We start from the raw sequence: 25,261 nt of genomic DNA, 5'->3' as shown, positions 1-25,261 counted from the left end.
TTTCGGAAGGGATTTGACTGCATGAAACGTTTAATCGCTTTTTTGATTCTTTTTATCCCCGGTGCCTTTGCTGCCTATGGCATAAAAATAATGAGGGACATGGTGTTCGGTATTTTACAGTCTCCCTATCCATTCCTTTGGCTGCAATTTTTAATAGGACTGCTCATTACGATAGGCGGAATAGCCTTTATCGCCGGCTTCGTCCTACATCGAGATCGAAAACAAAATAAGGTCCAGAGCAGGTTCAATAAATTTTAAACGCAAAAAGAAAGAAGGTGCCTCTTATGGCACCTTCTTTCTTTATCTTGACTCCAAACCTTCTCTGACCCGTACCGCTGCTTCGGGGAAATCGGTTATGATGCCGCTGCACCCCAATTTGAATAACCGCTTCATCTCGGTTTCTTCATTAATGGTATAGGGCCTTACAGGAACACCCATACTAACCGATGATTGAATGAGTGCATCAGGGGCAGCCCGGATATTTGGGTGAATTGCACTTCCGCCTATTGCCTTTGCATATATCCACGGCATGTACAGGCCATCCCTATATAGCGGTGCCGTTTCCAATTCAGGTGCCAATCGATGGCAATTGACCAAACTGTAATGATTGAAAGAAGAAAGGATTATCCTTTCCTCCATTTCGTAGGTACGGATGAGCCGGATGACTTTCTCTTCTAAGCCTGGATACAGAAAAACCGTATTTTTCAATTCAATATTGCAAAAAAGCTGATTATCATTAAGCCAAATAAACAGTTCTTCAAGTGTGGGAATCTTTTGTTTGCCAAAATTACCCTTATGGGTTGCGGACGCATTAAGGGTTTTCAACTCCTTTAAGGTCCGGTCTTTTACATACCCCGAGGCATTCGTGGTCCGATCGAGCTTTTCATCGTGGATGATGACCACTTCTCCATCTTTCGAGAGCTGGACATCCGTTTCAATTCCGTCCGCACCGACACGGGCAGCTTCCTTGAACGCCGACATCGTATTTTCCGGATGAGTTCCTGCAGAGCCTCGATGTGCAAAGATTAAGGTCATGATGAAACGCCGCCTCTCTCAAAAATTGTTATACACCGATTCTATGAACAGTAACAGCAAATTATTTTCATCTAGATCAATTCTACAATCAAAACGCAGGTGATTATTTTCTGCATAGAAGGTTCCTTTCCTCAAATCACTCCACTTCATTTCCAAGCTATTGATTTGCAAGCGGATATCCGGAAATCGTAATTGCCCTTTTGGTTCAAGCATATCCATGTTTGACTTCCGTTTTTCGTCCTTGAGACATACCCTCTCGAATTGATTTCTTGTTTGTTCATATTGACAATTTTGCTAATCGCTCAATTGTCTTTCATATACATCAAGCTTCCCCCTTTAATTTTTTTGATTTATATAAAGCAAAGTCTCATTCAGATTCATTTAAATCTAAAACATATTTTGTTTTCCCAATTCCTCAGTCATCGTCTATAAATAAAGAAATTCCACCAAAAAATATCATAAGTTTAGTTTTAAAATATCCGTTCCAATACATACAAAAAAAGATTGTCCAAAATGGACAACCTCCAATATGTTTTGCGCCTCTGAACTTTATATCTTAAGATTAAACTATGCACCTTTTTTAACGAGTTTCTTCTACATTTTTAACATTTCGCTCATCTCGGATATTTGAATACTCCCCATCCTCCCTCGCGCTCTCTCCCTCCCAACGTTTCTTATCAGGTTTCCGGATTCCTATTACACCAGCTTTATCGCTCATATAAGTCCATTTTACTAACTGAGTTGATTCTGCAACTGAATCGAAAATTAAAATAGCCGCCATAACAACAGTGTTGCAGTGCGTATAGACGAGTGTATGGAAGTGCCTTATCCAAAAAAATTCAAACGGAGCGGCAAGCCGAAAGCATAAAAAAACGCCCAACAATGGACGTCATGATTCTTCCCTATCAATGATTTCGTTGACCATCATTCCAAACCTTCCTGATGAGCATCGCTTTGCCAAGCGAAGGTTCACCTGTCTCTTATTCGCAGGGGTAAAACTGATATTCCGTTTGGGACATACGATGGTCATGACGTATTTCTTTCAATCGATTACGGATTGACATGAATACCAGCCCCTACGCAAAAATAATAGCCGCCCAGTTTGGACGACTGCGGAATTTTCCTATATACTGACTCGTAAAGATGCCGTGTTCATTCATCCGCCAAATACGATCAGTCTTTATTGGTATTCCACCGGAAGGTTTATCGGAATAGCGATAAATTCACGGTTAAATTCCCGTCCAAATTGCGTCAAATCAACGTTCCTACCCCTGTCAAGAAGCTTTATGTTCGAGGCGCAGCTTATCGGCAACCATGGCAATGAATTCGGAATTTGTAGGTTTTGCCTTTGTCATGCTTACGGTATAGCCGAAAAGAGATGATATGGATTCTATATTTCCACGGCTCCAAGCCACTTCAATCGCATGCCGGATAGCACGTTCAACTCGGCTGGCCGTAGTATTGTATTTTTTTGCGATATCCGGATATAAAACTTTGGTGATGGAACCCAATAGTTCAATATCATTATATACCATAGATATGGCTTCCCTTAAATACAAATAGCCCTTAATATGTGCAGGCACTCCAATCTCGTGAATGATGCTGGTGATGCTTGCATCAAGGTTCTTCGGTTTGGATTCATTTTGGGGACGATAGCTAAATTGACTATGATTTTTTAAAACCGCCTGCCCTTTACCGCTTACCTGACGGATGTGATTGGCCAGATTTTCCATATCAAATGGTTTCAGGATAAAATAAGACGCACCCAAATCAACTGCTTTTTTCGTTACATCTTCTTGACCAAAGGCAGTAAGCATTATCACATTAGGCATGGCACCCCGTTTTACTTCACGAAGTTTCTCAAGTACACCTAACCCATCTAAATGAGGCATGATAATATCGAGGATCAAAATATCCGGATCAACGCTTTCTAGCATACCCAGGCAATCTTGACCGTTATGTGCCACCCCAATCACTTCCATGTCTTCCTGTGCAGAAATGTATTCTTCCAGAAGGCCAACAAGTTCTCTATTATCATCTACAACGCACACCTTAATTTTTTTCACGCTTGATTTCCTCCTCAACTACAATTGGTCTTTTTTTCTATATGACTAAATTCTATTGTAATTGAACTTTTCGACAATGGAAACTAAATTCCTTTTATTTTTGAAAAAATATAAGGAATTCAATATTATTCTCCGGATATCTCTTGTTTTCGACTTCGTTTGCTATTGGAATAAACCGTTTGTCGAAAAATCTTCATATCGTTTTCATTTTATCACATCGTTCCAAAAAAACCTCTATTTTTTGAAGAAATCAAAATTAATTCCGACCCAAACCTATGCTAATCATAATTTTCCATTAAAAAGGGGCATCCAAAAGGATACCCGGATTCTTAGCTTGCCTTTTCATAATTATCTTTGTCGTATATATTTATACCGGCTTCGTTTAACATCCATTCGATATGGACTCCATACCCACTTGTAGGATCATTAACGAATACATGGGTGACTGCACCGATTAATTTCCCATTTTGTATGATAGGACTGCCGCTCATACCTTGAACGATCCCACCCGTTTTTTGAAGCAATTCTTTATCCGTCACTTTTAAGACCATTCCTTTGATTGCAGGAAACTTCTGTGGGATGGAACTGACGATTTCTACATCGAATTCCTCCACTTGAGAACCATCCACCACTGTAAGGATTTTTGCTGGCCCTTCCTTTACCTCATGGGAAAGGGTGATGGGGAGTGGTTTGTCGTTAATTCCATTTTTAAAATCTTGATTTAATTTCCCAAAAATGCCAAAGGGACTATTGCGATTGATATTTCCTATTTTTTCTTTATTGGAAGAAAAGCGTGCCAATTTTTCTCCCGGATCACCATTGCTTCCTTTTTCGATGGATGTGACCGTCGATTGAACGATCTGTCCGTCCTTGACAACAATTGGCTTTTTTGTATCCATATCGGATATGACATGTCCCAACGCCCCATATTTTTTTGAATCCGGGTGATAAAACGTCATCGTTCCGATACCAGCTGCCGAATCACGGATATACAAACCCAATTTGTAAGTTCCTTCATTCTTATCTTTTAGCGGTAATAAGGTACTATGAAGGACTTCATTATCACGGTTAATGACAATTTTCAACGCCTCACCCTTTTCACCTGCCTGCTGAACAAAAGGGGTTACATCCCCCATCTTCTTTATCGTCTGACCATTGATTTCTGTAATAATATCACCGATTTCAATTTTCGCTTTTTCTCCCGGTGATTTTTTCCCCTGCGCCGTATCAATAAGATGATGACCCACTACGAGCACCCCAAGAGTATTAAGCTTCACTCCAATGGATTGGCCTCCAGGCATGACCTTAAAGTCTTTTAACACCCTGATGTCGACCTTTTTGGCAGGCAAGCCTGCTACATCGAGTAACACTTCATTCGTACCTGGTTTCTCAGCACCAAGCGTAATCGAAGCTTGTTCATCATGAAGTGAAATTCCATCACTGGTTCCCGAAGCTTTTGCAGAAACAGGCAATGATTTGGAAATACTATATTGACTTCCTTCAAATAGTACAAGATGATTTGGAATTAAAAAATATTCACGAGATGGCTGGTATAACCCTAATGTTAATAGCGAAACAAGGAGAATTCCACCGATGATCCTGTTTATCCATATAAATTTCAATCCATTCACTCTCCTCGCTCTCTGAAACTTTATGGCTACACCTTTAATTTAGCCCTCATGACAGTCATTTATAACAGGTGGAAAAAATAAAAGCTATCCGTTTTTGGATAGCTTTACAATGAATGCTTATGATAAGTTCAAATAATGTTCTTACCGGCCCATCAAGATGTAATCTTCAGCCTTTTGGCCAGCTGAATTAATTCATTGGCATGTTGTTTCGTCAAGTCCGTAATCTCTACTCCCGAAATCATCCTGCCAATTTCTTTTATTTTTTCAGTTTCAATTAGCGGCTTGACCGAGGTATTCGTGCGTCCGGCCCTTACATTTTTCGCTATGAAAAGGTGAGTATCCGCCATGGCTGCCACCTGAGGCAAATGGGATATGCACAATACTTGTGATCCAGTTGCCACTTTATAGATCTTTTCGGCAATGGATTGGGCAACCCGTCCGCTTACACCTGTATCCACTTCATCAAATATAATGGACGTTATGCCTTGATGCTTGGAGAAAATGCTTTTCAAAGCCAGCATGATCCTCGACAGTTCTCCACCAGATGCGATTTTAGAAAGAGGTTTTAATGGTTCACCTGGATTGGTGGAAATATAAAATTCCATTGAATCCAGCCCTGACTGATTAATGCCCCTATCTGACAATTCATCGAAAGTATAGGCTGTCTGAAGGAAATGAGGTTCGAAAATTGTTTTTTCCATATATAAATCCTTTAATTCCTGATGAATCTTTTTGGTTAGCTGCTGAGCGAATTTCTGGCGAAGTTCAGACAGATTCTTTGCTTCGACGATTAGATCTGCCTTGATGGATTTCATTTCCTTTTCAAGCTTCGCGATATGGGTTTCCCTATTTTGCAGCTTTTCGACTTCTTCTTCAATTGCGGCCCCATATTCCAGGATTTCCTCGATGGTCCGCCCGTATTTACGCTTTAATTGATTTATTTCATTAAGTCTACTTTCAATGAATTCCACACGTTCTGTATCATAATCCAAAGAGTCCAATTGGTCCCGGATGTTTGACACAGCCTCTTCGAGCAGAAAGTAGCTATTTGAAACGGTTTCAGAGCTGTGCTTTAAACCTTCATCAAGCCCTGCCGCTTCCTCCAAATTATTCATGGCTACGGAAAGCCAATCAATTGCATGCTGCTCGCCATTTAAAGCATTATAACTGGTTTGCAGCGCTTCATGGATTTTTTCGAAATTATTAATTTTCTTCCGTTCTTCCATCAATTCTTCATCTTCGCGTAATTTCAAATCAGCTTTTTGGATTTCATCGAATTGAAATTGGATCAGATCAAGGCGATGGACCATTTGCTGTTCATTTTGGCTCAAACCATTCAATTGTTTAGAAGCCGTTTCATAACGTTTATATAGCTTTTGGTATTCAGTGAGTGCAGATGCGATTTTTTCACCGCCAAATTGATCGAGCAGCGGAAGATGGAGTCGTTCATCCATTAATTCCTGATGTTCATGCTGACCATGGATGTCTATCAATGTCCGCCCTATCTCACGTAATGTGGAAATCGTTACCAGCTTCCCATTTACCCTGCAAACGCTTTTACCGCTCTGTGAGATATCCCTTCGAAGTATCGCCATCCCATCATTCATATCCAGGCCAAACTCTTCCGCTTTGGCAAAGACCGGGTGTTTTTCATCTTCAATTTGGAATAGTCCTTCTATTTCAGCCTTCGACTCACCATGCCGAATGAACTCTGCAGAACCACGGCCCCCAACCAAGAGATGAACGGCATCTATTATGATTGACTTCCCTGCCCCTGTTTCTCCTGTCAAGACCGTCAAGCCTTTCTCAAATGAAACGGACAGGCTGTCTATGATCGCAAAATTCCTAATCGATAGTTCTGTTAACAAACTAGGTCACCTCACAACATTATTAGAGCATGTCCAAGAATTTGCCGGAAATGATCTTTGCATCTTCCTCAGAACGGCAGATAATTAAACATGTATCGTCGCCGCCGATCGTCCCGAGTATTTCTTGCCAATTTAAATTATCAATCAATGCACAGATGGCCTGGGCATTACCCGGGAGCATCTTCATAACCAGCAAATTGTTGGCTGAGTCAATGCGTACAAATGCATCGACAAGGATTCTCTTTAATTTTTGAAGTGGATTGAAACGTTGGTCGGCCGGCAGACTGTATTTATACCTTCCATCCGTTAAAGGAACTTTTACAAGGTGAAGCTCTTTAATATCCCTTGAAACGGTGGCTTGAGTTACATTGTATCCAGCTAATTTCAATTCTTCAACTAACTCATCCTGTGTTTCGATATCATTATTCGTTATAATGTCCCTTATTTTTATATGTCGTTGTCCTTTATTCATAAGTAGAAGCACCTCTTCTCAACTGTTGCTCATTTAATGGTAATGGTATCACTTTCATTTCTTACTTTAAGCAAGCTGCCCAATTTGCCTCGGTATCATCAGTACGTGCAAATAGGCCGCTTTACTAAGTGGCTAATATTAATGTTATCGGATTTTTATGCAATTGTACAACTTTTTCTCTAAAATGAATACAAGTCTAATTTTTGCACTTACCTATTTTATGTATCCACCCATAAATGATTCAAGTTCATGACGACAATGTATAGTCAAAAAGCTCCTTTAGCCAACCGTTCAGCCAAAGGAGCCATACAAAGTTCCAGCTATTCTTTTTTAAATTGGGCATGGGCCTCTCCAACGATGTCATCAACCGTTTTCGAAAGCAATAATGCTCCATCTTCCTTCGACCCTTGCCAGTGTAAATGAAGTAAGAATTCAATGTTTCCATCACCGCCGGTAATCGGTGAGAAGGAGGCATCCTTGATATCATAGCCTTCCTTTAAAGAAAAAGAAATGATCTTATCCAACACTTGTTTATGGATTTTGGGATCGCGAACAATCCCCTTTTTACCCACTTGATCCTTCCCGGCTTCGAATTGCGGTTTAACCAAGGCAACGACATCACTATTCGGGACGAGCAAGGTCTTTAGCACCGGTAAAATTAACGTAAGCGAGATGAAGGAAACATCAATGCTTGCAAAGTTTGGCATCTCCCCGTCGAGATCGGCGGGTGTAACATAACGGAAATTGGTTCTTTCCATTACTTTTACCCGCTCATCCTGCCTAAGCTTCCAGGCAAGTTGATTATAGCCGACATCAAGCGCATAAGACATTATGGCGCCATTTTGCAAAGCACAATCCGTAAACCCGCCAGTTGATGATCCGATATCAAGCAGTATTTTTCCATTCACTTGTAAATCGAATTCCCTTAATGCCTTCTCAAGTTTAAGACCGCCTCTTGAAACGTAAGGCATGACTTTTCCTTTGATCGTGAATTCGAGATCGACCGGCACTTTTTCCCCCGGTTTTTCGTATCTCTCTTCATTCGCGTAGACAAGGCCTGCCATAACCATACGCTTCGCTTTTTCACGTGTATCGGCCAAGCCTTGTTCTACAAGTAATACATCCACTCTTTCTTTCATCACTTTCATATTTTCAGGCCCTTTTTTCTTTTTTGGGTGTTATCATTTTAATCTTTTTGATGGCTGTCTCAGTCGTCAGACCGATTTCTTCAAGAAGTTCATCGACGCTTCCATGTTCAATGAAATAATCAGGTATCCCCATTCGATCTATAATTGCCCCATAAAATCCTTGATCATGAGCATATTCAAGAACAGAACTACCAAAACCACCTTGAAGAACCGCTTCTTCTATTGTCAAGATAGGCATTTTTTCACCAAGGAGACTGCTTAGCATGTTTTCATCCAAAGGCTTAATGAACCGGGCATTGACCACCTTCACTGAATAATCCTCTTTCTCGAGCAGTTCTGCCGCTTCAAGAGCCATGGGAATCGTTGTGCCGAACGTTAAGATGGCAGCATCCGTTCCTTCTTTAAGAACTTCCCACGAACCGATCGGAATCTGCTGTAATTCAGCATCCATCTCAACTCCCCAACCATTCCCACGAGGGAAACGCATCGCAATCGGACCATCATTATAGTTTAAGGCCGTATTGACCATATGCTGGCCTTCGTTTTCATCTTTCGGCATCATCAGCACCATATTCGGTACGTGGCGCAAGAAAGCAATGTCGAAAACGCCTTGATGCGTTTCACCATCGGAACCAACCAATCCGGCACGATCGATTCCTATGAATACGTTCAAATTCTGACGGCAAATATCATGCACCACCTGGTCATAAGCCCTTTGCAGGAAGGTTGAATATATAGCCAGGAATGGTTTCATTTTTTGCGTTGCCAATCCGGCTGCAAAAGTTGCAGCATGCTGCTCGGCAATCCCTACATCATAGAAACGCTCTGGGAACTCTTGAGAGAAGCCCACCAATTTCGAACCTACGGGCATTGCAGGTGTAATCGCGACAATCCGCTCATCGTCACGGGCTAGCCTGCTGACAGTATCGCTTACGAGAGCGCTCCAAGCAGGACCCTTACTAGGGGATTTCACGAAATCGCCTGTCTCTATCTTGTATGGGCCTGTCCCATGCCAATTCCCGGTTGTATCCAACTCGGCAGGTGAATATCCCTTGCCTTTTTTCGTGATGACATGCAGCAGGACCGGTCCCTTCGTTTTCTTGGCATATCTTAAATTCTCAAGCAATTCTTCATAATTATGTCCATCTACTGGTCCAAGGTATGTGAATCCGAGTTCTTCGAAAAAGATTCCTGATACCAATAAATACTTCATGCTATCCTTCAAGCGTTCAGCTGTAGCCGCAAGTTTACCACCGACTGCAGGAATTTTTTTCAAAAGCAGCTCCAATTCATCTTTTGCCCAGTTATATTTACCTGCTGTCCGCAACCTTCCCAATATCGTGTGTAAGGCACCTACATTGGGGGCTATGGACATTTCATTATCATTCAGGATAACGATCATGTCCTTTTTTTCATCACCGATATGATTCAACGCTTCAAGCGCCATTCCCCCTGTTAGGGCACCGTCTCCGATTACAGGCAAAATAAAGCTGCTTTCCCCTTTGATATCACGGGCAGCCGCCATCCCCATTGCAGCTGAAAGGGAAGTCGAACTGTGACCGGTTTCCCAAACATCATGGGGGCTTTCAATCATTTTAGGAAAACCGCAAAGACCTTTATATTTCTTTAAGGTGTCGAACTCCCCTGCTCTGCCAGTCAGGATTTTATGGACATAGGATTGATGTCCGACATCCCATAAAATTTTATCATTCGGACTGTCGAATTCTTTATGCAAGGCAATGGTCAACTCGACGACACCTAAATTGGGACCAATATGCCCACCGGTCACCGATAATTTTTCCACAAGGAATTTCCGTACTTCCACACTTAACTCGACGAGTTCTTCATTATTCATCTTCTTCAAAAAAGAAGGGTCTTTTATAGATAGAAGATCCAAACAGGACCACTCACTTTCTGTCATTTTCGGTTGATAGCATAAACAAAGCCTCATAAAAGAGGGCTATGGAAGACTTGACCGAAAAATTGGTTTTAAGTTAAAAAATAGCCGCCAACACCCAGGTGATTTCGGCGGCTTATTATACCTATTTTATCACGTATCTCAATTAAAAAATTCATTTTGATTTTCACATATTTTTGCACAATGAGTATACCACAAAACCTCAATTGATAACAAATTTAGCCACAATCAATGATTACGGTTCGCAATTAAATCAGTTAGTTCATTCAACAAACCCGTTTGTAAGGTTGTTTTTCCTAAAGCGGCATGGGCAAGTTCTATATGATGTTCCAACTTTTGCTTTGCCCCTTGAAGGGTTAGTAAAGAAGGATATGTGCTTTTATGATTCCCCACATCACTGCCAACCGGCTTGCCGATCAACTCGACTGACCCTTCAATATCCAGAATATCATCGCGAATTTGAAAAGCAAGCCCCAGGTGGTATGCAAAGTCACGTAAATGCAGTTGCTGTTCTTCACTCGCCCCTGCTAATATAGCACCGGAAAGGATGCTTGCAGTCAATAACTTCCCTGTTTTATGTTCATGAATATACTCCAATTCCTGAAGGGTCAGCTGTTTATTCTCACCTTCCATATCGGCAACTTGACCCCCAACCATTCCTTCGGCTCCGGCAGACTTCGCAATTTCACTTACAAGGTTCAGCTTCATTTCAGCCGTGACCTCGGGATCGATCATATCCGTCACCAATTGAAAGCTATAAGTAAGAAGCGCATCACCTGCCAGTATGGCCACCGCTTCACCGAACACTTTATGATTGGTCGGTTTTCCGCGGCGGAGATCATCATCATCCATTGCCGGAAGGTCATCATGAATCAAAGAATATGTATGAATCATTTCAATGGCAGCCGCTGCTGGAATCCCTATCCTCAAGCTTTTTCCAAAGGCCTCCAAAACCGCAAAGACCAATAATGGGCGAATCCGTTTACCCCCTGCCTGCAGTGAATAGATCATGGCTTCTTTGACTACTGCCGGGGCTTTAAGTTTATTGACATATTCGACGATTTCCCGTTCTATAATTGCCTTATATTCATTAGAAAACATTTCAAAGGACGCCGTACCCATGTCAATCTTCCTCCTGTACAGCAAAGTTTTCAAGTTCCCCATCTTCGCGTAAAATTTGAGTCAACTGATCTTCAACTGCCTTAAGCTTTGAATGGCAAAGCCTTGATAAATCCATTCCTTGTTTATATATCGAAATGGCTTCTTCCAAGGGCACATCGCCTTCTTCCAACTGCTCTACAATTTTTTCGAGATTCTCCATCGCTTCTTCAAATGTAGCTTCCTGTTTTTTTGTCATGATTCAATCCGCTCCTTAATTTCTTTAATTTCACATTCAAGAGTTCCATCTTTTATCGAAACCGCTATTCTATCCCCTTTTGATACTTGCTGTGTACTTTTCACTAATGTCTCATCCTCAGCAAAAACCAATCCATAGCCCCGTTCCATGATTTTTAGTGGACTGAGGGCAGATAAAGTGGCTGTAATATGGACGAACTGCTGAGATTTATGCCGATAGATGGCTTCCATGGCCCTCCGTAAAACCTTTGCATGCTGCTGCAGTTCATCTTTCGCATTTTTCACCGCTTGTTCAGGATGCTGCTTTTTCAAAATATCGTTCAGCTGATTCAGCTCATCTCTCTTTTTCATGAAATATCGCGTGCTGGTCCTCCCTAGCCTGTCCATCGTCTTGTCTAGTTGTTCCAGCTTCTGTTCGTACATTTTATGTGGGTAACGGAAAGCATAAGACCTCTCCATCCTGGTTAAACGGGTTCGTTCAAAATTCACCGCTTCTTGAATGGAGCGGGTCAATCGATTCTTGCGGTTCATCAGGCGTTCGAGTATTTCATTCAAGTGAGGAACCGCTAACTCTGCTGCACCAGTAGGTGTAGGAGCACGCATATCGGCGACAAAATCAGCAATCGTAAAGTCGGTTTCGTGACCGACAGCAGAAATTACCGGTATATCGGAATCATATATAGATTCAGCCACTATCTCCTCATTAAAGGCCCATAGTTCCTCGATCGACCCGCCGCCCCTTCCGACAATGAGAACATCGCTTTCTGCCCTTGCGTTCGCCATGGAAATTGCCTTGGCAATCGATTTAGCCGCATTATTCCCTTGTACAAGTGCTGGATAAACGATGATCCTGGCGATCGGATATCTCCGCTTGATGGTTGTCAGGATATCTCTTAATGCAGCTCCGGTCGGCGAAGTAATGACCCCTACAGACTTAGGATACTGCGGGATCGGCTTCTTGTGTTCGGCCAAAAACAAGCCTGCCCCCTCCAGCTTTTTCTTCAGCTGTTCATAAGCAAGATATAAATCCCCCACACCATCAGGGGCCATGCTTTTCACATAAAGCTGATACTGTCCTCCAGCTTCGTATAATGATATATCACCCTTAACAAGTACCTTCATGCCATTTTCAGGCAGGAATTTCATCCCTTTATTATTGGCGGCAAACATAACGGAGAGAAGTCGTGCCTTCTCATCCTTTAAAGTAAAATACATATGTCCGCTTGTATGTTGTTTAAAATTTGAAATTTCACCTTTTATGTATACATTTTGCAAATGGGGGTCGGCATCGAACTTCCTTTTGATGTACTTCGTTAAAGCCGACACACTCAAATATTGTTGGTTGCTCATATAATGTCTCCTTCCGATGGAAATCGGATATAAAGAAAACTCACCTATAGATTATCATAAATCCATGAATGGAAAAAAAGCGGTCTCCCGTTATTATAAAACAAGAGGTCCGCTTCTTTAAAATAATTTAACGTTTTTTTCAGCTTTTTAATGCTTGCTTGTTTAATTCAAGTGCTTTTTGAGCAGATTTGACCGTATTCTTCATAAGCATCGTAATCGTCATGGGACCAACGCCTTTAGGAACAGGTGTAATGTATGAAGCCTTATTTTTCACTTCATCAAACGCCACATCACCGCAAAGCTTCCCTTCATCATTCCTGTTCATTCCGACGTCAATGACGATTGCGCCTTCTTTAATATGGTCACTCGTGATCGTGTCCCTCTTTCCGACCGCTGCCACAACGACATCGGCTTGCTTGGTATAATAAGCAAGATCCTTTGTCCGTGAATGACAGTATGTAACGGTTGCATTTGCATTTAAAAACAATTGTCCGGCTGGTTTTCCGACGATATTACTTCTCCCTACGATGACAACATGCTTACCTTCAAGGTCATAGTCGATATACTCAAGCATCACCATGACGCCGTATGGAGTACAAGGTAAAAATGCATCTTGTCCCGTCATCATCCGCCCAATATTAATCGGGTGGAATCCATCTACATCCTTTTCAGGGGAAATCGCTTCAATGATCGCCTTTTCCTGAATATGTCCAGGCAAGGGCAGCTGCACCAATATACCATGAATGCTGTCATCTTGGTTTAATTCAGCAATGCTCTGAATTAATTCCTCCTGAGAGAGTTCCGCAGGCTTTTTAATTAGTACGGAATGCATACCCAAGTCCTCACAGGCCTTTTGCTTATTGCGCACATAAGTTTGAGATGCTTGATTGTCACCCACCAGGATTACAGCTAAACCCGGAACGATATTTTTTTCACGTAACTGTTGAACTTCCTTACTGATTTCCTGCCTAACTGACTCTGCAATTTCTTTACCATTAATGATTTGAGCTGACATGTGTTTATTCCTCCCAAGTTAATTTTGCTAAAGAAATTGCTGAGAGAATCCTTGTTCAAGGCTGCAGCTTTAGCTGCCGCTTTTCACCTTTACTTTGGATAAAACGGCATTTACAAAGCTGCTTGATTGATCATCACCGAATTTCTTAGCAATTTCAATAGCTTCATTCATTGCAACACTTACAGGAACATCTTCACTGTGAACCATTTCATAAACCGCGATCCGCAGTAAATTCCGATCAATGTTCGCCAGTCTTTCCAACGTCCAATTCTCTAAATTGTCCCTGATCATTCCATCAATTTGTTCACGATTTTCCGTTATCCCCATTACTAATTTCTTGAAATAATTATCAGTGGGAGCACCATCCAGTACGCTTTCCATTGCTTCTTCTGCATTCGAGTTCGCAATATCTATCTGATATAGTGCTTGAAGGGATTTTTCACGGGCTTCTCTTCTTTTCATAATCTTACTCCTTTTACATCTACTATTATATATGAAAATGCTAGAACAAACGAACATTAAATAACATTTTTTCAAAAATATTAAGATTCTCGCTATATTATTTATAAAAACAAGCTAAATCCCACTAAATTAAAGGCCAAAGATTCAATATCTTGATTCAAGATTACTTTCCAATTAAACGGCCAACACAGTCCCATACTTTTTGAAAGTGTCAAAAAGCTCTTGCCTAGCTTTCATGCTCATATTTCACCTTTTACACTCTAACAGAAATCACCCTTGAATTAAAGGGAAATTTCCAGACACCGCCTTATTATGCTCATTTAAATTTAATATTATAAGCAGGCTCCAAAAACGGGTATCTTCGAGTTTCCATTCAAAAAAACAAAAACCCGGCTTTTTGCCGGGTTTTTGCAGGTGTGAATCGAATGAAGCCCACTTACACTTCTTGTTCGTAATCCGCTTCTTGTTTAGCGTTTTCAAACGCAATGCCCACTACATGAATGTTCACTTCGCCAGCGTCGATAGCGGTCATATTCAACAAAGCTTCACGAATGTTATCTTGCACTTCCTGAGCAACTTTCGGAATTGAAACACCAAACTTCATGACACAATAAAGTTCGACTTTGATGGATTCTCCCGTTAAGTCCACTTTAACACCTTTACCGTGGTTCTTTTTACCAAGCTTTTCAACAACACCCGTAGCGAAATTCCCGCGCATATGTGCAACACCTTCAACTTCCGATGCAGCGATACCCGCAATCACCTCTATCACCTCAGGCGCAATCTCCACTTTGCCCAGCCCACTATTATAATCATTCATTTCGAGTAATTGGCCTTCCATTTCACTCATTCAAAAGCACCTCCTGTCTTCCTTTACATTATGAGTTCATTACATCATATATTTCAAGGAATTTGGTATTAAATTCTCCGGAAACAAATTGTTCATGCTGAAGCAACTTAATATGGAAAGGAATTGTGGTACTGATCCCTTCAATGACAAACTCACCCAAGGCGCGTTTCATCTTCTCGATCGCCTCTTCTCTAGTCGGTGCATGGACAATCAATTTAGCGATCATGGAATCGTAATACGGCGGTATGGAGTACCCAGGGTATGCCGCAGAATCAACACGAACTCCGTAGCCGCCTGGAGGTAAATACATTTGAATCTTACCTGCGGAAGGCATGAAATTCTTTTCTGGATTTTCGGCATTGATCCGGCATTCGATAGACCATCCGTTATAAGTGACATCCTCTTGCGAAAGCGATAGTTTGTTGCCTGAAGCAACTTTGATCTGTTCTTTAATCAAATCCACGCCCGTTACCATTTCTGTAACTGGGTGCTCAACCTGGATACGGGTATTCATTTCCATAAAGTAGTATTTTCTATTCACATAGTCATAAATAAATTCTACTGTTCCGGCACCTGAATAGTTTACGGCAAGTGCAGCCGTCACAGCGGCCTGCCCCATTTCCGCACGTATTTCACCATCCAACGCCGGTGACGGGGTTTCTTCAACAAGTTTTTGCAAACGTCGTTGGACCGTACAATCACGCTCACCTAAATGGATGGCGTTGCCATGATTATCTGCCATGACCTGTATTTCAACGTGACGGAAGTCCTCGATGAACTTTTCAATATACACGCCAGGATTCCCGAATGCCGTCGCGGCTTCCTGTTGCGTGATGTTAATGCCCTTAATGAGATCTTCTTCCGTCCTTGCGACGCGGATACCTTTACCGCCTCCGCCTGCAGTAGCTTTGATGATGACTGGGTAGCCCATTTCATTAGCTAGTGCTACACCCTCATCCGTATCTTTGATTATGCCTTTAGAACCTGGCACGATCGGTACACCAGCTTTGCGCATGGTTTCCCTTGCTACGTCCTTTGTTCCCATTTTATTGATCGCTTCGGGGCTAGGACCGATGAAAATGATATTGCATTCATGGCATAGCTCGGCAAAGTCGGCATTTTCAGCTAGGAAACCATATCCCGGATGAATTGCATCGGATCCCGTTTTCTTGGCTGTGCTGATAATGTTGGTTGTATTTAAATAACTGTCTTTTGATAATTTAGGGCCGATGCAATATGCTTCATCAGCAATTTGAACATGTAATGCTTCTTTATCTGCTTCTGAATAGACAGCAACAGTCTCGATTCCTAATTCCTTGCATGCCCGGATGATTCGGACAGCAATTTCCCCACGATTGGCAATTAATACCTTTTTAATCATTTAGAAACAGCTCCTCATTCCGGCTTTACTAAAAATAATGGTTGACCATATTCTACAAGCTGACCTTCTTTTACAAGGACTTCCACGATTTCACCGCTTACTTCAGCTTCGATTTCATTGAAAAGTTTCATGGCTTCCACGATGCAGACGATGGAATCCCCCGTTACTTTATCGCCTGCTTTTACGTATGCAGGTGAATCCGGTGCAGGAGATTGGTAGAATGTCCCTACCATCGGGGAAGTGATTTTATGTAAATTTTCCTGTTCAGTGACGGCAGCAGCCGGTTTTGCAGGTTCAACAGCTTTCGGTACTTCAGGGGCAGGGGCCGCTGCGGGCTTGACCTCTACAGCTGCATTGGCTTGAACAACATCTGGAGCAACTGCTGCTTGGTGTAATACTGTACCCGTTTCGGTTTTTTTCAATTTAATTTTCGTTCCTTCATTTTCGAAAACGAATTCACCGATATTTGATTGATCGACTAACTTAATAATTTCACGAATTTCTTGCACTTTCATTTTGTGGCACCCCTTGTCTAATTTAATATGAGTTTGTGAGGCAATAATATTTTATGTAACCCTACCCTTAGCTTATCCTACTTTGTCCAATACTGCACAAAGTAGCCGCTTTCTTTACGCGAATGCGAATAAACTGACTACAAACCTCATCTGTATTATAACAGATATTTCACTTTCTCAAAATATTGTTTCCCTAAGAAAATTGAAAAGTTTATGACCAGCTTCTAACATCATACAATATTAGCTTATACAAATTCAATGATAGATTAATTGTTACTGAATATCCATACTTCTATCTTACACCTTTATTATAATATTGTGAATATTTATCAACTGGGGCACCTTAACGCTTTCTCTTGAATTTTGCATTTCATTCCTGGAAAACCAGCCATAATATCCATTGTAATTACTTTTCTAGAATATTACGGATGACCATTATCACCATTTCTATTTGAGTTCCTGATTCCAATCGACATAAAAAAACTTTTCCTCTAAAGTTTCCAGGTTTGTTAGATAGTTAAAAAAATCATAATAAAAAGCCTCCCATTTTTTTATTAAGGGGGCTTTCAAATTTTTATGATGTTGAACTGTTCTGTATCAGTCACTTTTTTCTGTATGTGTGTTTACTTTTCCGGTTGGAAATCGACCACTACATTTTGTGCATCGCTCACTTCTTTCCTTACGAGGCGGATAATGTTATTGGCCTCTGTTTTCGTTTGTTTATCCGCCTTGACACTCACCTTTACATCCGTTCCGTCAACCCGGACCAGAGCAGCATTATAATCCATGGCAACAATTAAGTTTTCGATGATATTTTCTTTCACTTTCGTTTCACTTAATTGTTCGATTTTTGCATAAGCCTCGTCTCTTTCTTCAGCTGATAATTCTGTGTTGCCCATCTTTGCAGTCAATTCTTCATTCAGCTTCGCCCGTTCATCTTCAATCTGCATCCTTAACGATTCGAACTCATCTCCAGATGCAATGGTTACAGAGGAACCTTCTGTATTTTTGGAAGTTTCTTTTTCACTTTTATTTTCCCCTTTTGTCACTGCTTTGTTCTCTGTTTTGCTTTCTGTTTTATTTTCTTCCTGTTCCATTTGCTCTGTTGCCGTCATATCGGCGGCATTTTCTTCAGGAGCGGTTAAATAATAGACTGAAAGCACAACGACCAGACTTAGCATAGTCAATAACCAAACGGTTTGTTTTTTTAATAACATGTAGATTTTCCCCCTTATTTTTTAGGCATGACAGAAACCCTGTGACTCGGTACATCAAGTGAGCGTGTGACAGCCTCGATGATCCACTTCTTTATTTGAATGTTTTCGGCCCCTTTAGCGACTACCAGGACTCCTCGTACACTAGGTTTTTTCGTTTCCGAAATGATCGGTCCTTCTTTTTCACCGCTCTTGACCAAAACTAGCTGTTCATCAACGGATGTGTCTTCGACCGTCCTTTTGCCGCCTTCCTGGTCGGTTTCTTCAGTGACTTGTTTTTGGGTGACTTTATTTCTTTCATATACTTTTTTCTCGGATGCATCGACGTAGATTACGACTTTCACATCCTGGACGCCTGCGATGGATTCTAGCGCTTCCTTCATTTCATTCTGTAAATATATTTCATAGTCTTTTGTAGTCTTGAATTCTGATTTCTTCTGGCCGAATGTTTCAACATCCTCATCTTCTTCCTGCTGTTTATCATTATTGAATACAGTCGTCACTTCAGATGTTTGTCCCGTCTTGTTGGTGGTTAACAAATTCCCGGCCATCATGATTCCCGATCCCAAAAGGACAACTATTAGAGCATAGACATACAGGGAAGGTTTTTTTTCCTTAGGCTCTTTTTGGTCAGGGTCTTTATTTAATAGTTTTTGCAGCCAGGATAATGGACCTTTGTCTTTGTTCAATACTCAGTCACTTCCTTTCCCCGGCGATTTCAATGATCTCTTCATCAACAGACCAACTTGTTGCCAGAAACCTTTTGACAGCATCCAGATTGGCATCATTCGAAGTGGATGGGCTATCTGTATTGATATCAACCTTCGCTACTGCCTCTATCTCCGAGTTTTCTTTCCCTTCTGCCTTTTCCAATGAGATGGTTATGTTCTGCAGATCATCAACACCCGGCTCTTCCTCATTCTTGACCCCTACATCAATTGAACTAATCCTCATGTTATAATCCGCCATCAGCTCCTCTTCCACTTCTGCCTGTAAGTCAACAGCCATTTGTTTTAAAATATATGCACCCTGGGTAGCTTGTATTTCTTTTTTCTTCATTTCTGTCAAATTTCCTAAATCTTTTTTTTTCTGATCCTCAAATTCACTAGTGGCCGCAGTGAGAATATCATCGAAATCCTTATTGAATAATCCCAATATAGGATTGATGATGATTGCAATCAGTAAAAGCCCGATAACCATTTTGGCATACTTCTGTAAAGCTGAATTCGGCAGAAGCATATCGATCACAGTAGCCAGCAGTACAAATATGATGATGTTGGATACCCAGCCAGCTAAAAAACTCACCAAGTCCTCCTCCTTTCTAACGAACCATCAGGGTAATGTTTCCAGAGGCGATGATTACCGTGATACTTAAAAAAAACATGAGTGAGACAATGGCCAATGCGGCGAAAATATAAATCATGCTTTTACTTATAATGTCAAGGCATTTTATTACAGGTCCTCCGCCCAGCGGCTGCAAAAGACTCGCTGCCAATTTATAGACAAAAGAAATCATCAGGATTTTTATGGCGGGAAATGTGGTAATCAGCAAGAGAATGATGACGCCTGACAATCCCACTGTATTTTTCAAAAGGACGGAGGCACTAATGACCGTATCCGTTGCATCGGTAAACATGCGCCCTATGACCGGTATAAAGTTACCTGTCACGAATTTGGCTGTCCTGATCGTCACTCCGTCAGCTACAGCTGAGGATGCTCCCTGAACGGAGATCACACCAAGGAATATGGTCATGAATGCTCCAAGGATCCCGATGGCAAAATTACGGAGAAGTTGTGCCAGCTGAGTCACTTTGTAATGTTCGGTCAACGTGCTGACTATGCTTAAAATCGCTGCAAAGAATAATAACGGAAGGACGACGAACTGAATCAAGATGCCGCTTGTATTCATCAAAAACATCAATACCGGATGAAAGAAGGCTGCCGATACAAGTCCGCCTGAAGCAGCTATCAATGCCAAGAGTAAAGGGATGAGCGCCATTAAAAAGGAAATCATCAAATCTATCGTATCTTTTGTATATTCAATCGCCACATGAAAACTGTTAAGTGCCAAAATGATCAGCACCATATAAACGATTGCATAAGCGACCTTACTTACGGAGCTTTGCTCGAACGCATTCTGCAAAGACTGGAGGAACATGCTGAAAACGGTTAATAAAATGAGTGACCCCAGCAGCTTTCCATTCACGAGCAGTTCATGAAAAATGAATTTTGTGATTCCCTTAATCCATTCATCAAAAGAAAATTTCTTATCGCCGCTTACAAAATCCATGAAGCTCCCTTTCTGGCTTTCCGGTAAGAATCCTCCATATTCCGTAACGATGTCATCCCAATATTGTTTGAGCTCATCGACGCCCAGCCTTTCTATTTGGGCTTGTACCAGTTCGGACTGCATGATCGGTTCTTGATCAACTTCACCATTTTCTGGATTTTCGGCAGCTTGTCCAATAGATGCATGCAAAAAAAAGAGTAAAACGAATAGTATGGATAAGTAAGGCATCCGCTGCTTCATACATTCACCTCATTGACTAGTAGGAGTAATCCATTAACTTGGGAGCATCTGTAGAATCGTTTCGATAATGACCGTCAAAATCGGAATCGCCATGGCAAGAATCAAGATTTTTCCGCTTAATTCTATTTTGGAAGCGAGCGAACCTTGCCCTGCATCTTTTGTAATTTGGGAAGCGAATTCTGCAATATAGGCAATTCCGATTATTTTTAAAATGGTCTCTAGATACACGGTATTTACATTCGCATTAACTGCAATTTTTTCTAACATTAAAATGATTTCGTATATTTTGTCAGCTAAAAAAAGAAAAATGGAGCATCCTACAAAAACAACAAGCAGGAATGCTAAATTTGGTTTTTGCTCTTTGACGATCAGTGCCAAAAAGGTGGCAACTAGGGCAATGGCCACGATTTTTATGATTTCAATCGCGAATCCCTCCCTTACTGAAATAGAAATACAGATTTAATTTTTTGAAATAAATCCTCTACTACAGAAGCAACCATGAATAAAATATAGATAAATCCGAAAAGTGTCACCCACTGGGCATATTCCTTCTTCCCAACCTGATCGAGTATCGTGTGAAGAAATGCCACTACAAGCCCCACACCCGCTATTTTAAATATGATGTCCACGTCAATGCCCATTTTCATTCCCCCCACATATTCCTACATCAGCAAGATAATCAATAATAGCCCTGATAAAAAACCAAGACTTTTCATCATTTTTTCATATTTCCCCTGGCGGTCGAGTGCATCGGTTTCTTCCCGTTCCAGATGTGCCATCGTTAGCATGATTTGCTTTTGCTGATGATATTTATCGCTTTTCCCAAGCGTCTCCCCAAACTGTGAAAGAATCTCGAATTCTCCCTGTTTTAAAGCAAGGGATTGCCATATTTTCTTCAAACTATCATCCCATGCTTCTTTGACGGTGGTTTCACCTGACTCGAGTCGATTTGCAAATGTATCGAAAAAGCTGGACAAAGGTTTGGCCATCTGTTTAGAAAGTTTCCTTGCCGCTTCTTTCAAAGGTGTATGACCGAACATGATTTCAGCTTCAAGCGATTGCATGGCGACTTTCAGCTGTCTCAGTTGACGAGGCCTCATACTTAATTTTTTCGCCGCTTCAAAACCTGCCCAAGTCGTCGCTATAATAATTATCGCTGCTCCTATTAACTTAAACATGCGGGTTCACTCTTTCTCCCAAGTAAATGGGAACCCCTGCTGCATCAAGGACTTTGTAGCTCCTCCTACCGGATTTACTTCTTTTTAATTCAATAAAGCGTTCAAAGATGTTTTGCTTTAATATTTCAGCGATAATGGGTCGCTTCTTGATTTCATCCAGTGTATGGCCATGCGTGGTTATCATGAGTTTAATACCTGCATTCACGGCTTCCAGCACAGCCTGCGTATCCGCTTCGCGGCCTATTTCATCCACGATCAATACATCCGGGGACATCGAACGGATCATCATCATCATCCCTTCCGCTTTAGGACATCCATCGAGAACATCAACTCTTGTTCCGAATTCGAGCTGTGGCACTCCATGCACACATCCGGCAATTTCTGAGCGCTCGTCCACTATCCCCACCTTTTGAGGGGCAATGTCGAGTTTTTCATTACCACTGGATATCATTCTTGCAATATCACGTAATATGGTCGTTTTTCCCGTTTGCGGAGCACCGATCAACATGGTATGCTGCCATTCCCCGTCATATAAATATGAAGTGAGAGGTTCAGCTGCACCTATTTTTTCACGTGCAACCCGAATATTGAATGAGGAAATATCCCTGATCGCTTTGACCGAACCATTTTCCAGGATCACCTTGCCAGCAAGCCCCACCCGGTGTCCGCCCGCTATGGTTATATATCCTCGCTTTAATTCTTCCTCAAGCGTATATAACGAAAATTGACCTATATTATTCAATAATTGATCTGCATCCGAATGGGTCACTTCATAGGAAAAAAAGTATGGTTCCCCCCCTACAATGACCTCAAGCGGCCTTCCAACCCGAATTCGCAGTTCTTCCATCTTATCGATCATCATCGGTGTCATACCGCGGAGTTGCTCGTATAAACTTTTCGGTAAAAAAGAAAGAATCGTTTCCATTTTGACAATCCTCCTGTATACACCACTTTCAATAAAATATATGCCGACAAGCCCGCAATGATGACAGGCTATTAAAGAAACGGACCATTTATTGATTTTTTATACCTTCCTGGATCTAAAAAAGACAAAAAAAAGACCGAGAAATTAATCTCGGCCTTCTTTCATTTATGCACGTGATACGTAAGAACCTTCATTTGTATTGATCAATAGTTTGTCACCTTGGTTGATGAAGAATGGCACTTGAACCGAAAGGCCCGTCTCAAGTACGGCTGATTTCGTGCCGCCTGAAGAAGTGTCGCCTTTAATTCCAGGCTCTGTCTCCGCCACTTCTAGTTCCACTGTGTTTGGAAGCTCGACACCAAGTGTTTCCGCTTGGAAAGTCATGATATGTACTTCCATATTTTCCTTTAGGAACTTAAGTTCACGTTCAATGCTTGAAGCCGGGAGCTCGATTTGGTCATATGTTTCGTTATCCATGAATACATGGCTGTCTCCACTTGCATAAAGGTACTGCATCTTGCGGTTTTCGATATGTGCTTTAGCAACTTTTTCACCAGCACGGAATGTTTTCTCCTGGATTGAACCCGTACGAAGGTTACGAAGTTTAGAACGTACAAAAGCTGCACCTTTACCAGGTTTAACGTGTTGGAACTCGATAACCTGCCAAATTCCATTATCTACTTCAATCGTAACACCCGTGCGAAAATCGTTTACAGAAATCATAAATTTGTCCTCCTACATGTACATGTTTACAGAATGATTAACTCTTTAGTTGAATGAGTAAGTGCTTCGTTACCGTCAATTGTAACGATTGTATCATCTTCAATCCGCACTCCGCCTACGCCCGGTAAATAAATGCCCGGTTCAACGGTTACAGCCATACCTGGTTCTAAAATGATATCAGACCTAAAGGATAATGCTGGACCTTCATGAACTTCAAGGCCAATTCCATGTCCGGTCGAATGTCCAAAATACTGCCCATATCCCTTTTCTTCAATTAGATTTCGAGTTAGTGCATCCGCTTCCCTGCCAGTCATACCGGGTTTGATCCCAGCCATTCCTCTCAGTTGAGCTTCTAAAACAATGTCATAAATATTAATAAGTTCTTCACTTGGCTTGCCAACCGCTAATGTCCGAGTGATGTCAGACACATACCCGTTATAATATGCCCCGTAATCCAATGTGACAAAATCGCCTTTTTCGATGATTTTATCAGTAGCCACTCCATGCGGAAGTGCGGACCTTATTCCGGATGCTACTATGATATCGAAGGAAGAAGAAGTTGCCCCTTGTTTCCTCATAAAGAATTCAAGTTCATTGGATACATCCAGTTCCGAAATCCCTGGACGCAGGAAATCCAGTATATGCGTAAACGCAGCATCAGCAATAGCAGCCGCTTCCTTTAATATCTTAATCTCTGATGAAGTCTTTATCAAGCGTAAATTCTCAATAACCCCAGACACCGGCAAAAGTTGGCCATCAATGGCCGCTTCATAAGCTTTATATGTAGCATAAGTCAGGTGCTCTTGCTCAAAACCCAGCTTGCCGATATTCATCGCTTTAGCCTGCTTGCCGACTTCTTCGATGATGGTTCCTTTGTGTTGAACGACTTCATAGTCCGGTGCCTGCTTGCCCGCTTGTTCCACGTATCTGAAATCAGTGATGAATTTAGCTTCTTTTTGGGAAATGAGGACAACGCCTGCACTTCCCGTGAAGTTGGTCATGTATCGGCGGTTATATGTACTGGTGATCAAAAAACCATCAATGCCCACCTTTTCCATCGAGGCTCTTAAGCGCATTAGTTTATTCATTTAATTTCCCCCTTTGCAATCTTTGTGATCGCCTGCAACGCCAATTCATAACCGTGTATCCCCAAGCCGACAATCTGTCCCGCCGATACCGCAGCGGTCACTGATTCATGTCGAAAGCTTTCACGGGCATGTATGTTCGAAATATGCACTTCCACCACTGGAACATCAATTCCGGCTATTGCATCACGAATCGCATAACTATAATGAGTAAAAGCCCCAGGATTAATGATAATCCCGTCGATCCCATGATCCTCTGACCAATGGAGCTTGTCGATAATCGCTCCTTCATGGTTAGTTTGAAAAGTGGTTAATTCCACATTTACCCCTTGTGCTTGCAGCATTAATTGCGCTTCCACATCCGCAAGCGTCGAGGATCCATAATGTGCAGGTTCCCGCTTCCCCAAGCGATTTAAATTCGGACCATTGATTAGTAAGATTTTTGTCATCATCAAACACCTGCTCATGTTAAAAGAATGCTTTCCATGAACATTCTATCATAATTACAAATTGTCTTACTACTTTTTTACAACCAAGAA

At 41.6% G+C, this 25,261-nt stretch carries 28 protein-coding genes; 1 reads left to right on the top strand and 27 read right to left on the bottom strand.

Features of this window, described 5'->3' with window-relative positions; genetic code table 11:
* Nucleotides 1-21 precede the first annotated feature (21 nt).
* Nucleotides 22-258, top strand: coding sequence for a DUF2627 domain-containing protein (locus ACZ9AO_RS05560; RefSeq protein ID WP_251540902.1), 237 nt, complete (start codon nt 22-24; stop codon nt 256-258).
* Between the two features lie 42 nt (nt 259-300).
* On the opposite strand, the gene ACZ9AO_RS05555 is transcribed toward ACZ9AO_RS05560, so the two are convergent.
* The 27 genes from ACZ9AO_RS05555 to aroQ all read right to left on the bottom strand — a co-directional run bounded on the left by ACZ9AO_RS05555 (nt 301) and on the right by aroQ (nt 25,171).
* On the bottom strand, nt 301-1,035 hold the full coding sequence (locus tag ACZ9AO_RS05555) for a glycerophosphodiester phosphodiesterase (RefSeq protein ID WP_251540904.1): 735 nt from the start codon (nt 1,033-1,035) through the stop codon (nt 301-303).
* Nucleotides 1,036-1,053: 18 nt separating this feature from the next.
* A complete protein-coding gene (locus ACZ9AO_RS05550) occupies nt 1,054-1,254 on the bottom strand; it encodes a hypothetical protein (RefSeq protein ID WP_476108619.1) in 201 nt (66 codons plus the stop codon).
* Nucleotides 1,255-2,309: 1,055 nt separating this feature from the next.
* Nucleotides 2,310-3,101 carry a sporulation transcription factor Spo0A gene (gene spo0A / locus ACZ9AO_RS05545; RefSeq protein ID WP_034308269.1) on the bottom strand — a complete coding sequence of 264 codons (792 nt, stop codon included), beginning with the start codon at nt 3,099-3,101 and terminating at the stop codon, nt 2,310-2,312.
* Nucleotides 3,102-3,430: 329 nt separating this feature from the next.
* Nucleotides 3,431-4,723, bottom strand: coding sequence for a SpoIVB peptidase (gene spoIVB / locus ACZ9AO_RS05540; RefSeq protein WP_476108618.1), 1,293 nt, complete (start codon nt 4,721-4,723; stop codon nt 3,431-3,433).
* A gap of 161 nt (nt 4,724-4,884) precedes the next feature.
* Nucleotides 4,885-6,600: a DNA repair protein RecN gene (recN, locus tag ACZ9AO_RS05535; RefSeq protein ID WP_048681817.1), complete on the bottom strand. Its 1,716-nt coding sequence runs from the start codon at nt 6,598-6,600 to the stop codon at nt 4,885-4,887.
* A 22-nt stretch (nt 6,601-6,622) separates the two neighbouring features.
* On the bottom strand, nt 6,623-7,072 hold the full coding sequence (ahrC, locus tag ACZ9AO_RS05530; protein WP_034308279.1) for a transcriptional regulator AhrC/ArgR: 450 nt from the start codon (nt 7,070-7,072) through the stop codon (nt 6,623-6,625).
* A gap of 320 nt (nt 7,073-7,392) precedes the next feature.
* Nucleotides 7,393-8,220, bottom strand: coding sequence for a TlyA family RNA methyltransferase (locus tag ACZ9AO_RS05525; protein ID WP_034308281.1), 828 nt, complete (start codon nt 8,218-8,220; stop codon nt 7,393-7,395).
* Between the two features lie 4 nt (nt 8,221-8,224).
* Entirely contained in the window at nt 8,225-10,117 is a 1,893-nt protein-coding gene (dxs, locus tag ACZ9AO_RS05520) for a 1-deoxy-D-xylulose-5-phosphate synthase (RefSeq protein WP_048681832.1), read from the bottom strand.
* A 249-nt stretch (nt 10,118-10,366) separates the two neighbouring features.
* Nucleotides 10,367-11,260: a polyprenyl synthetase family protein gene (locus tag ACZ9AO_RS05515; RefSeq protein ID WP_251540910.1), complete on the bottom strand. Its 894-nt coding sequence runs from the start codon at nt 11,258-11,260 to the stop codon at nt 10,367-10,369.
* A gap of 1 nt (nt 11,261) precedes the next feature.
* The gene (locus tag ACZ9AO_RS05510) at nt 11,262-11,495 is read right to left on the bottom strand and encodes an exodeoxyribonuclease VII small subunit (RefSeq protein WP_251540911.1); all 234 of its coding nucleotides are present in this window, start codon (nt 11,493-11,495) and stop codon (nt 11,262-11,264) included.
* Nucleotides 11,492-12,844, bottom strand: coding sequence for an exodeoxyribonuclease VII large subunit (xseA, locus tag ACZ9AO_RS05505; protein ID WP_476108616.1), 1,353 nt, complete (start codon nt 12,842-12,844; stop codon nt 11,492-11,494). Before xseA ends, ACZ9AO_RS05510 begins: the two co-directional genes overlap by 4 nt.
* Nucleotides 12,845-12,983: 139 nt before the next feature.
* Nucleotides 12,984-13,859: a bifunctional methylenetetrahydrofolate dehydrogenase/methenyltetrahydrofolate cyclohydrolase FolD gene (gene folD, locus ACZ9AO_RS05500; RefSeq protein ID WP_063594095.1), complete on the bottom strand. Its 876-nt coding sequence runs from the start codon at nt 13,857-13,859 to the stop codon at nt 12,984-12,986.
* A gap of 69 nt (nt 13,860-13,928) precedes the next feature.
* Nucleotides 13,929-14,321, bottom strand: a complete 393-nt coding sequence (gene nusB / locus ACZ9AO_RS05495; protein ID WP_034308295.1) for a transcription antitermination factor NusB — start codon at nt 14,319-14,321, stop codon at nt 13,929-13,931.
* A 436-nt stretch (nt 14,322-14,757) separates the two neighbouring features.
* The gene (locus ACZ9AO_RS05490) at nt 14,758-15,162 is read right to left on the bottom strand and encodes an Asp23/Gls24 family envelope stress response protein (protein ID WP_222620245.1); all 405 of its coding nucleotides are present in this window, start codon (nt 15,160-15,162) and stop codon (nt 14,758-14,760) included.
* A gap of 37 nt (nt 15,163-15,199) precedes the next feature.
* Nucleotides 15,200-16,552, bottom strand: a complete 1,353-nt coding sequence (gene accC / locus ACZ9AO_RS05485) for an acetyl-CoA carboxylase biotin carboxylase subunit (protein WP_476108615.1) — start codon at nt 16,550-16,552, stop codon at nt 15,200-15,202.
* A 14-nt stretch (nt 16,553-16,566) separates the two neighbouring features.
* Nucleotides 16,567-17,067, bottom strand: coding sequence for an acetyl-CoA carboxylase biotin carboxyl carrier protein (gene accB / locus ACZ9AO_RS05480; RefSeq protein ID WP_034308306.1), 501 nt, complete (start codon nt 17,065-17,067; stop codon nt 16,567-16,569).
* A gap of 623 nt (nt 17,068-17,690) precedes the next feature.
* On the bottom strand, nt 17,691-18,284 hold the full coding sequence (locus ACZ9AO_RS05475; protein WP_251540913.1) for a SpoIIIAH-like family protein: 594 nt from the start codon (nt 18,282-18,284) through the stop codon (nt 17,691-17,693).
* A gap of 14 nt (nt 18,285-18,298) precedes the next feature.
* On the bottom strand, nt 18,299-18,970 hold the full coding sequence (gene spoIIIAG, locus ACZ9AO_RS05470) for a stage III sporulation protein AG (protein ID WP_053535677.1): 672 nt from the start codon (nt 18,968-18,970) through the stop codon (nt 18,299-18,301).
* A 7-nt stretch (nt 18,971-18,977) separates the two neighbouring features.
* A complete protein-coding gene (gene spoIIIAF, locus ACZ9AO_RS05465) occupies nt 18,978-19,586 on the bottom strand; it encodes a stage III sporulation protein AF (RefSeq protein WP_251540914.1) in 609 nt (202 codons plus the stop codon).
* A 16-nt stretch (nt 19,587-19,602) separates the two neighbouring features.
* The gene (gene spoIIIAE / locus ACZ9AO_RS05460; RefSeq protein ID WP_034308314.1) at nt 19,603-20,811 is read right to left on the bottom strand and encodes a stage III sporulation protein AE; all 1,209 of its coding nucleotides are present in this window, start codon (nt 20,809-20,811) and stop codon (nt 19,603-19,605) included.
* A 33-nt stretch (nt 20,812-20,844) separates the two neighbouring features.
* Nucleotides 20,845-21,225 (bottom strand): stage III sporulation protein AD, encoded by a 381-nt coding sequence (spoIIIAD, locus tag ACZ9AO_RS05455; protein ID WP_223255841.1) that lies wholly within the window; start codon nt 21,223-21,225, stop codon nt 20,845-20,847.
* Between the two features lie 23 nt (nt 21,226-21,248).
* Nucleotides 21,249-21,452, bottom strand: a complete 204-nt coding sequence (spoIIIAC, locus tag ACZ9AO_RS05450; RefSeq protein ID WP_034308319.1) for a stage III sporulation protein AC — start codon at nt 21,450-21,452, stop codon at nt 21,249-21,251.
* A 21-nt stretch (nt 21,453-21,473) separates the two neighbouring features.
* Nucleotides 21,474-21,989, bottom strand: coding sequence for a stage III sporulation protein SpoIIIAB (gene spoIIIAB / locus ACZ9AO_RS05445; protein WP_034308322.1), 516 nt, complete (start codon nt 21,987-21,989; stop codon nt 21,474-21,476).
* A complete protein-coding gene (gene spoIIIAA, locus ACZ9AO_RS05440; RefSeq protein ID WP_251540916.1) occupies nt 21,982-22,914 on the bottom strand; it encodes a stage III sporulation protein AA in 933 nt (310 codons plus the stop codon). The genes spoIIIAB and spoIIIAA overlap by 8 nt, the downstream gene beginning before the upstream one ends.
* A gap of 165 nt (nt 22,915-23,079) precedes the next feature.
* Nucleotides 23,080-23,637 carry an elongation factor P gene (gene efp, locus ACZ9AO_RS05435; protein ID WP_034308328.1) on the bottom strand — a complete coding sequence of 186 codons (558 nt, stop codon included), beginning with the start codon at nt 23,635-23,637 and terminating at the stop codon, nt 23,080-23,082.
* A 26-nt stretch (nt 23,638-23,663) separates the two neighbouring features.
* A complete protein-coding gene (locus tag ACZ9AO_RS05430; RefSeq protein ID WP_063594098.1) occupies nt 23,664-24,725 on the bottom strand; it encodes a M24 family metallopeptidase in 1,062 nt (353 codons plus the stop codon).
* On the bottom strand, nt 24,722-25,171 hold the full coding sequence (gene aroQ, locus ACZ9AO_RS05425; RefSeq protein ID WP_251540996.1) for a type II 3-dehydroquinate dehydratase: 450 nt from the start codon (nt 25,169-25,171) through the stop codon (nt 24,722-24,724). Before aroQ ends, ACZ9AO_RS05430 begins: the two co-directional genes overlap by 4 nt.
* Nucleotides 25,172-25,261: the final 90 nt, after the last annotated feature.

The organism is Peribacillus sp. TE19612, from assembly GCF_056279465.1.
This window is presented reverse-complemented; position numbering and strand designations above follow the sequence as displayed.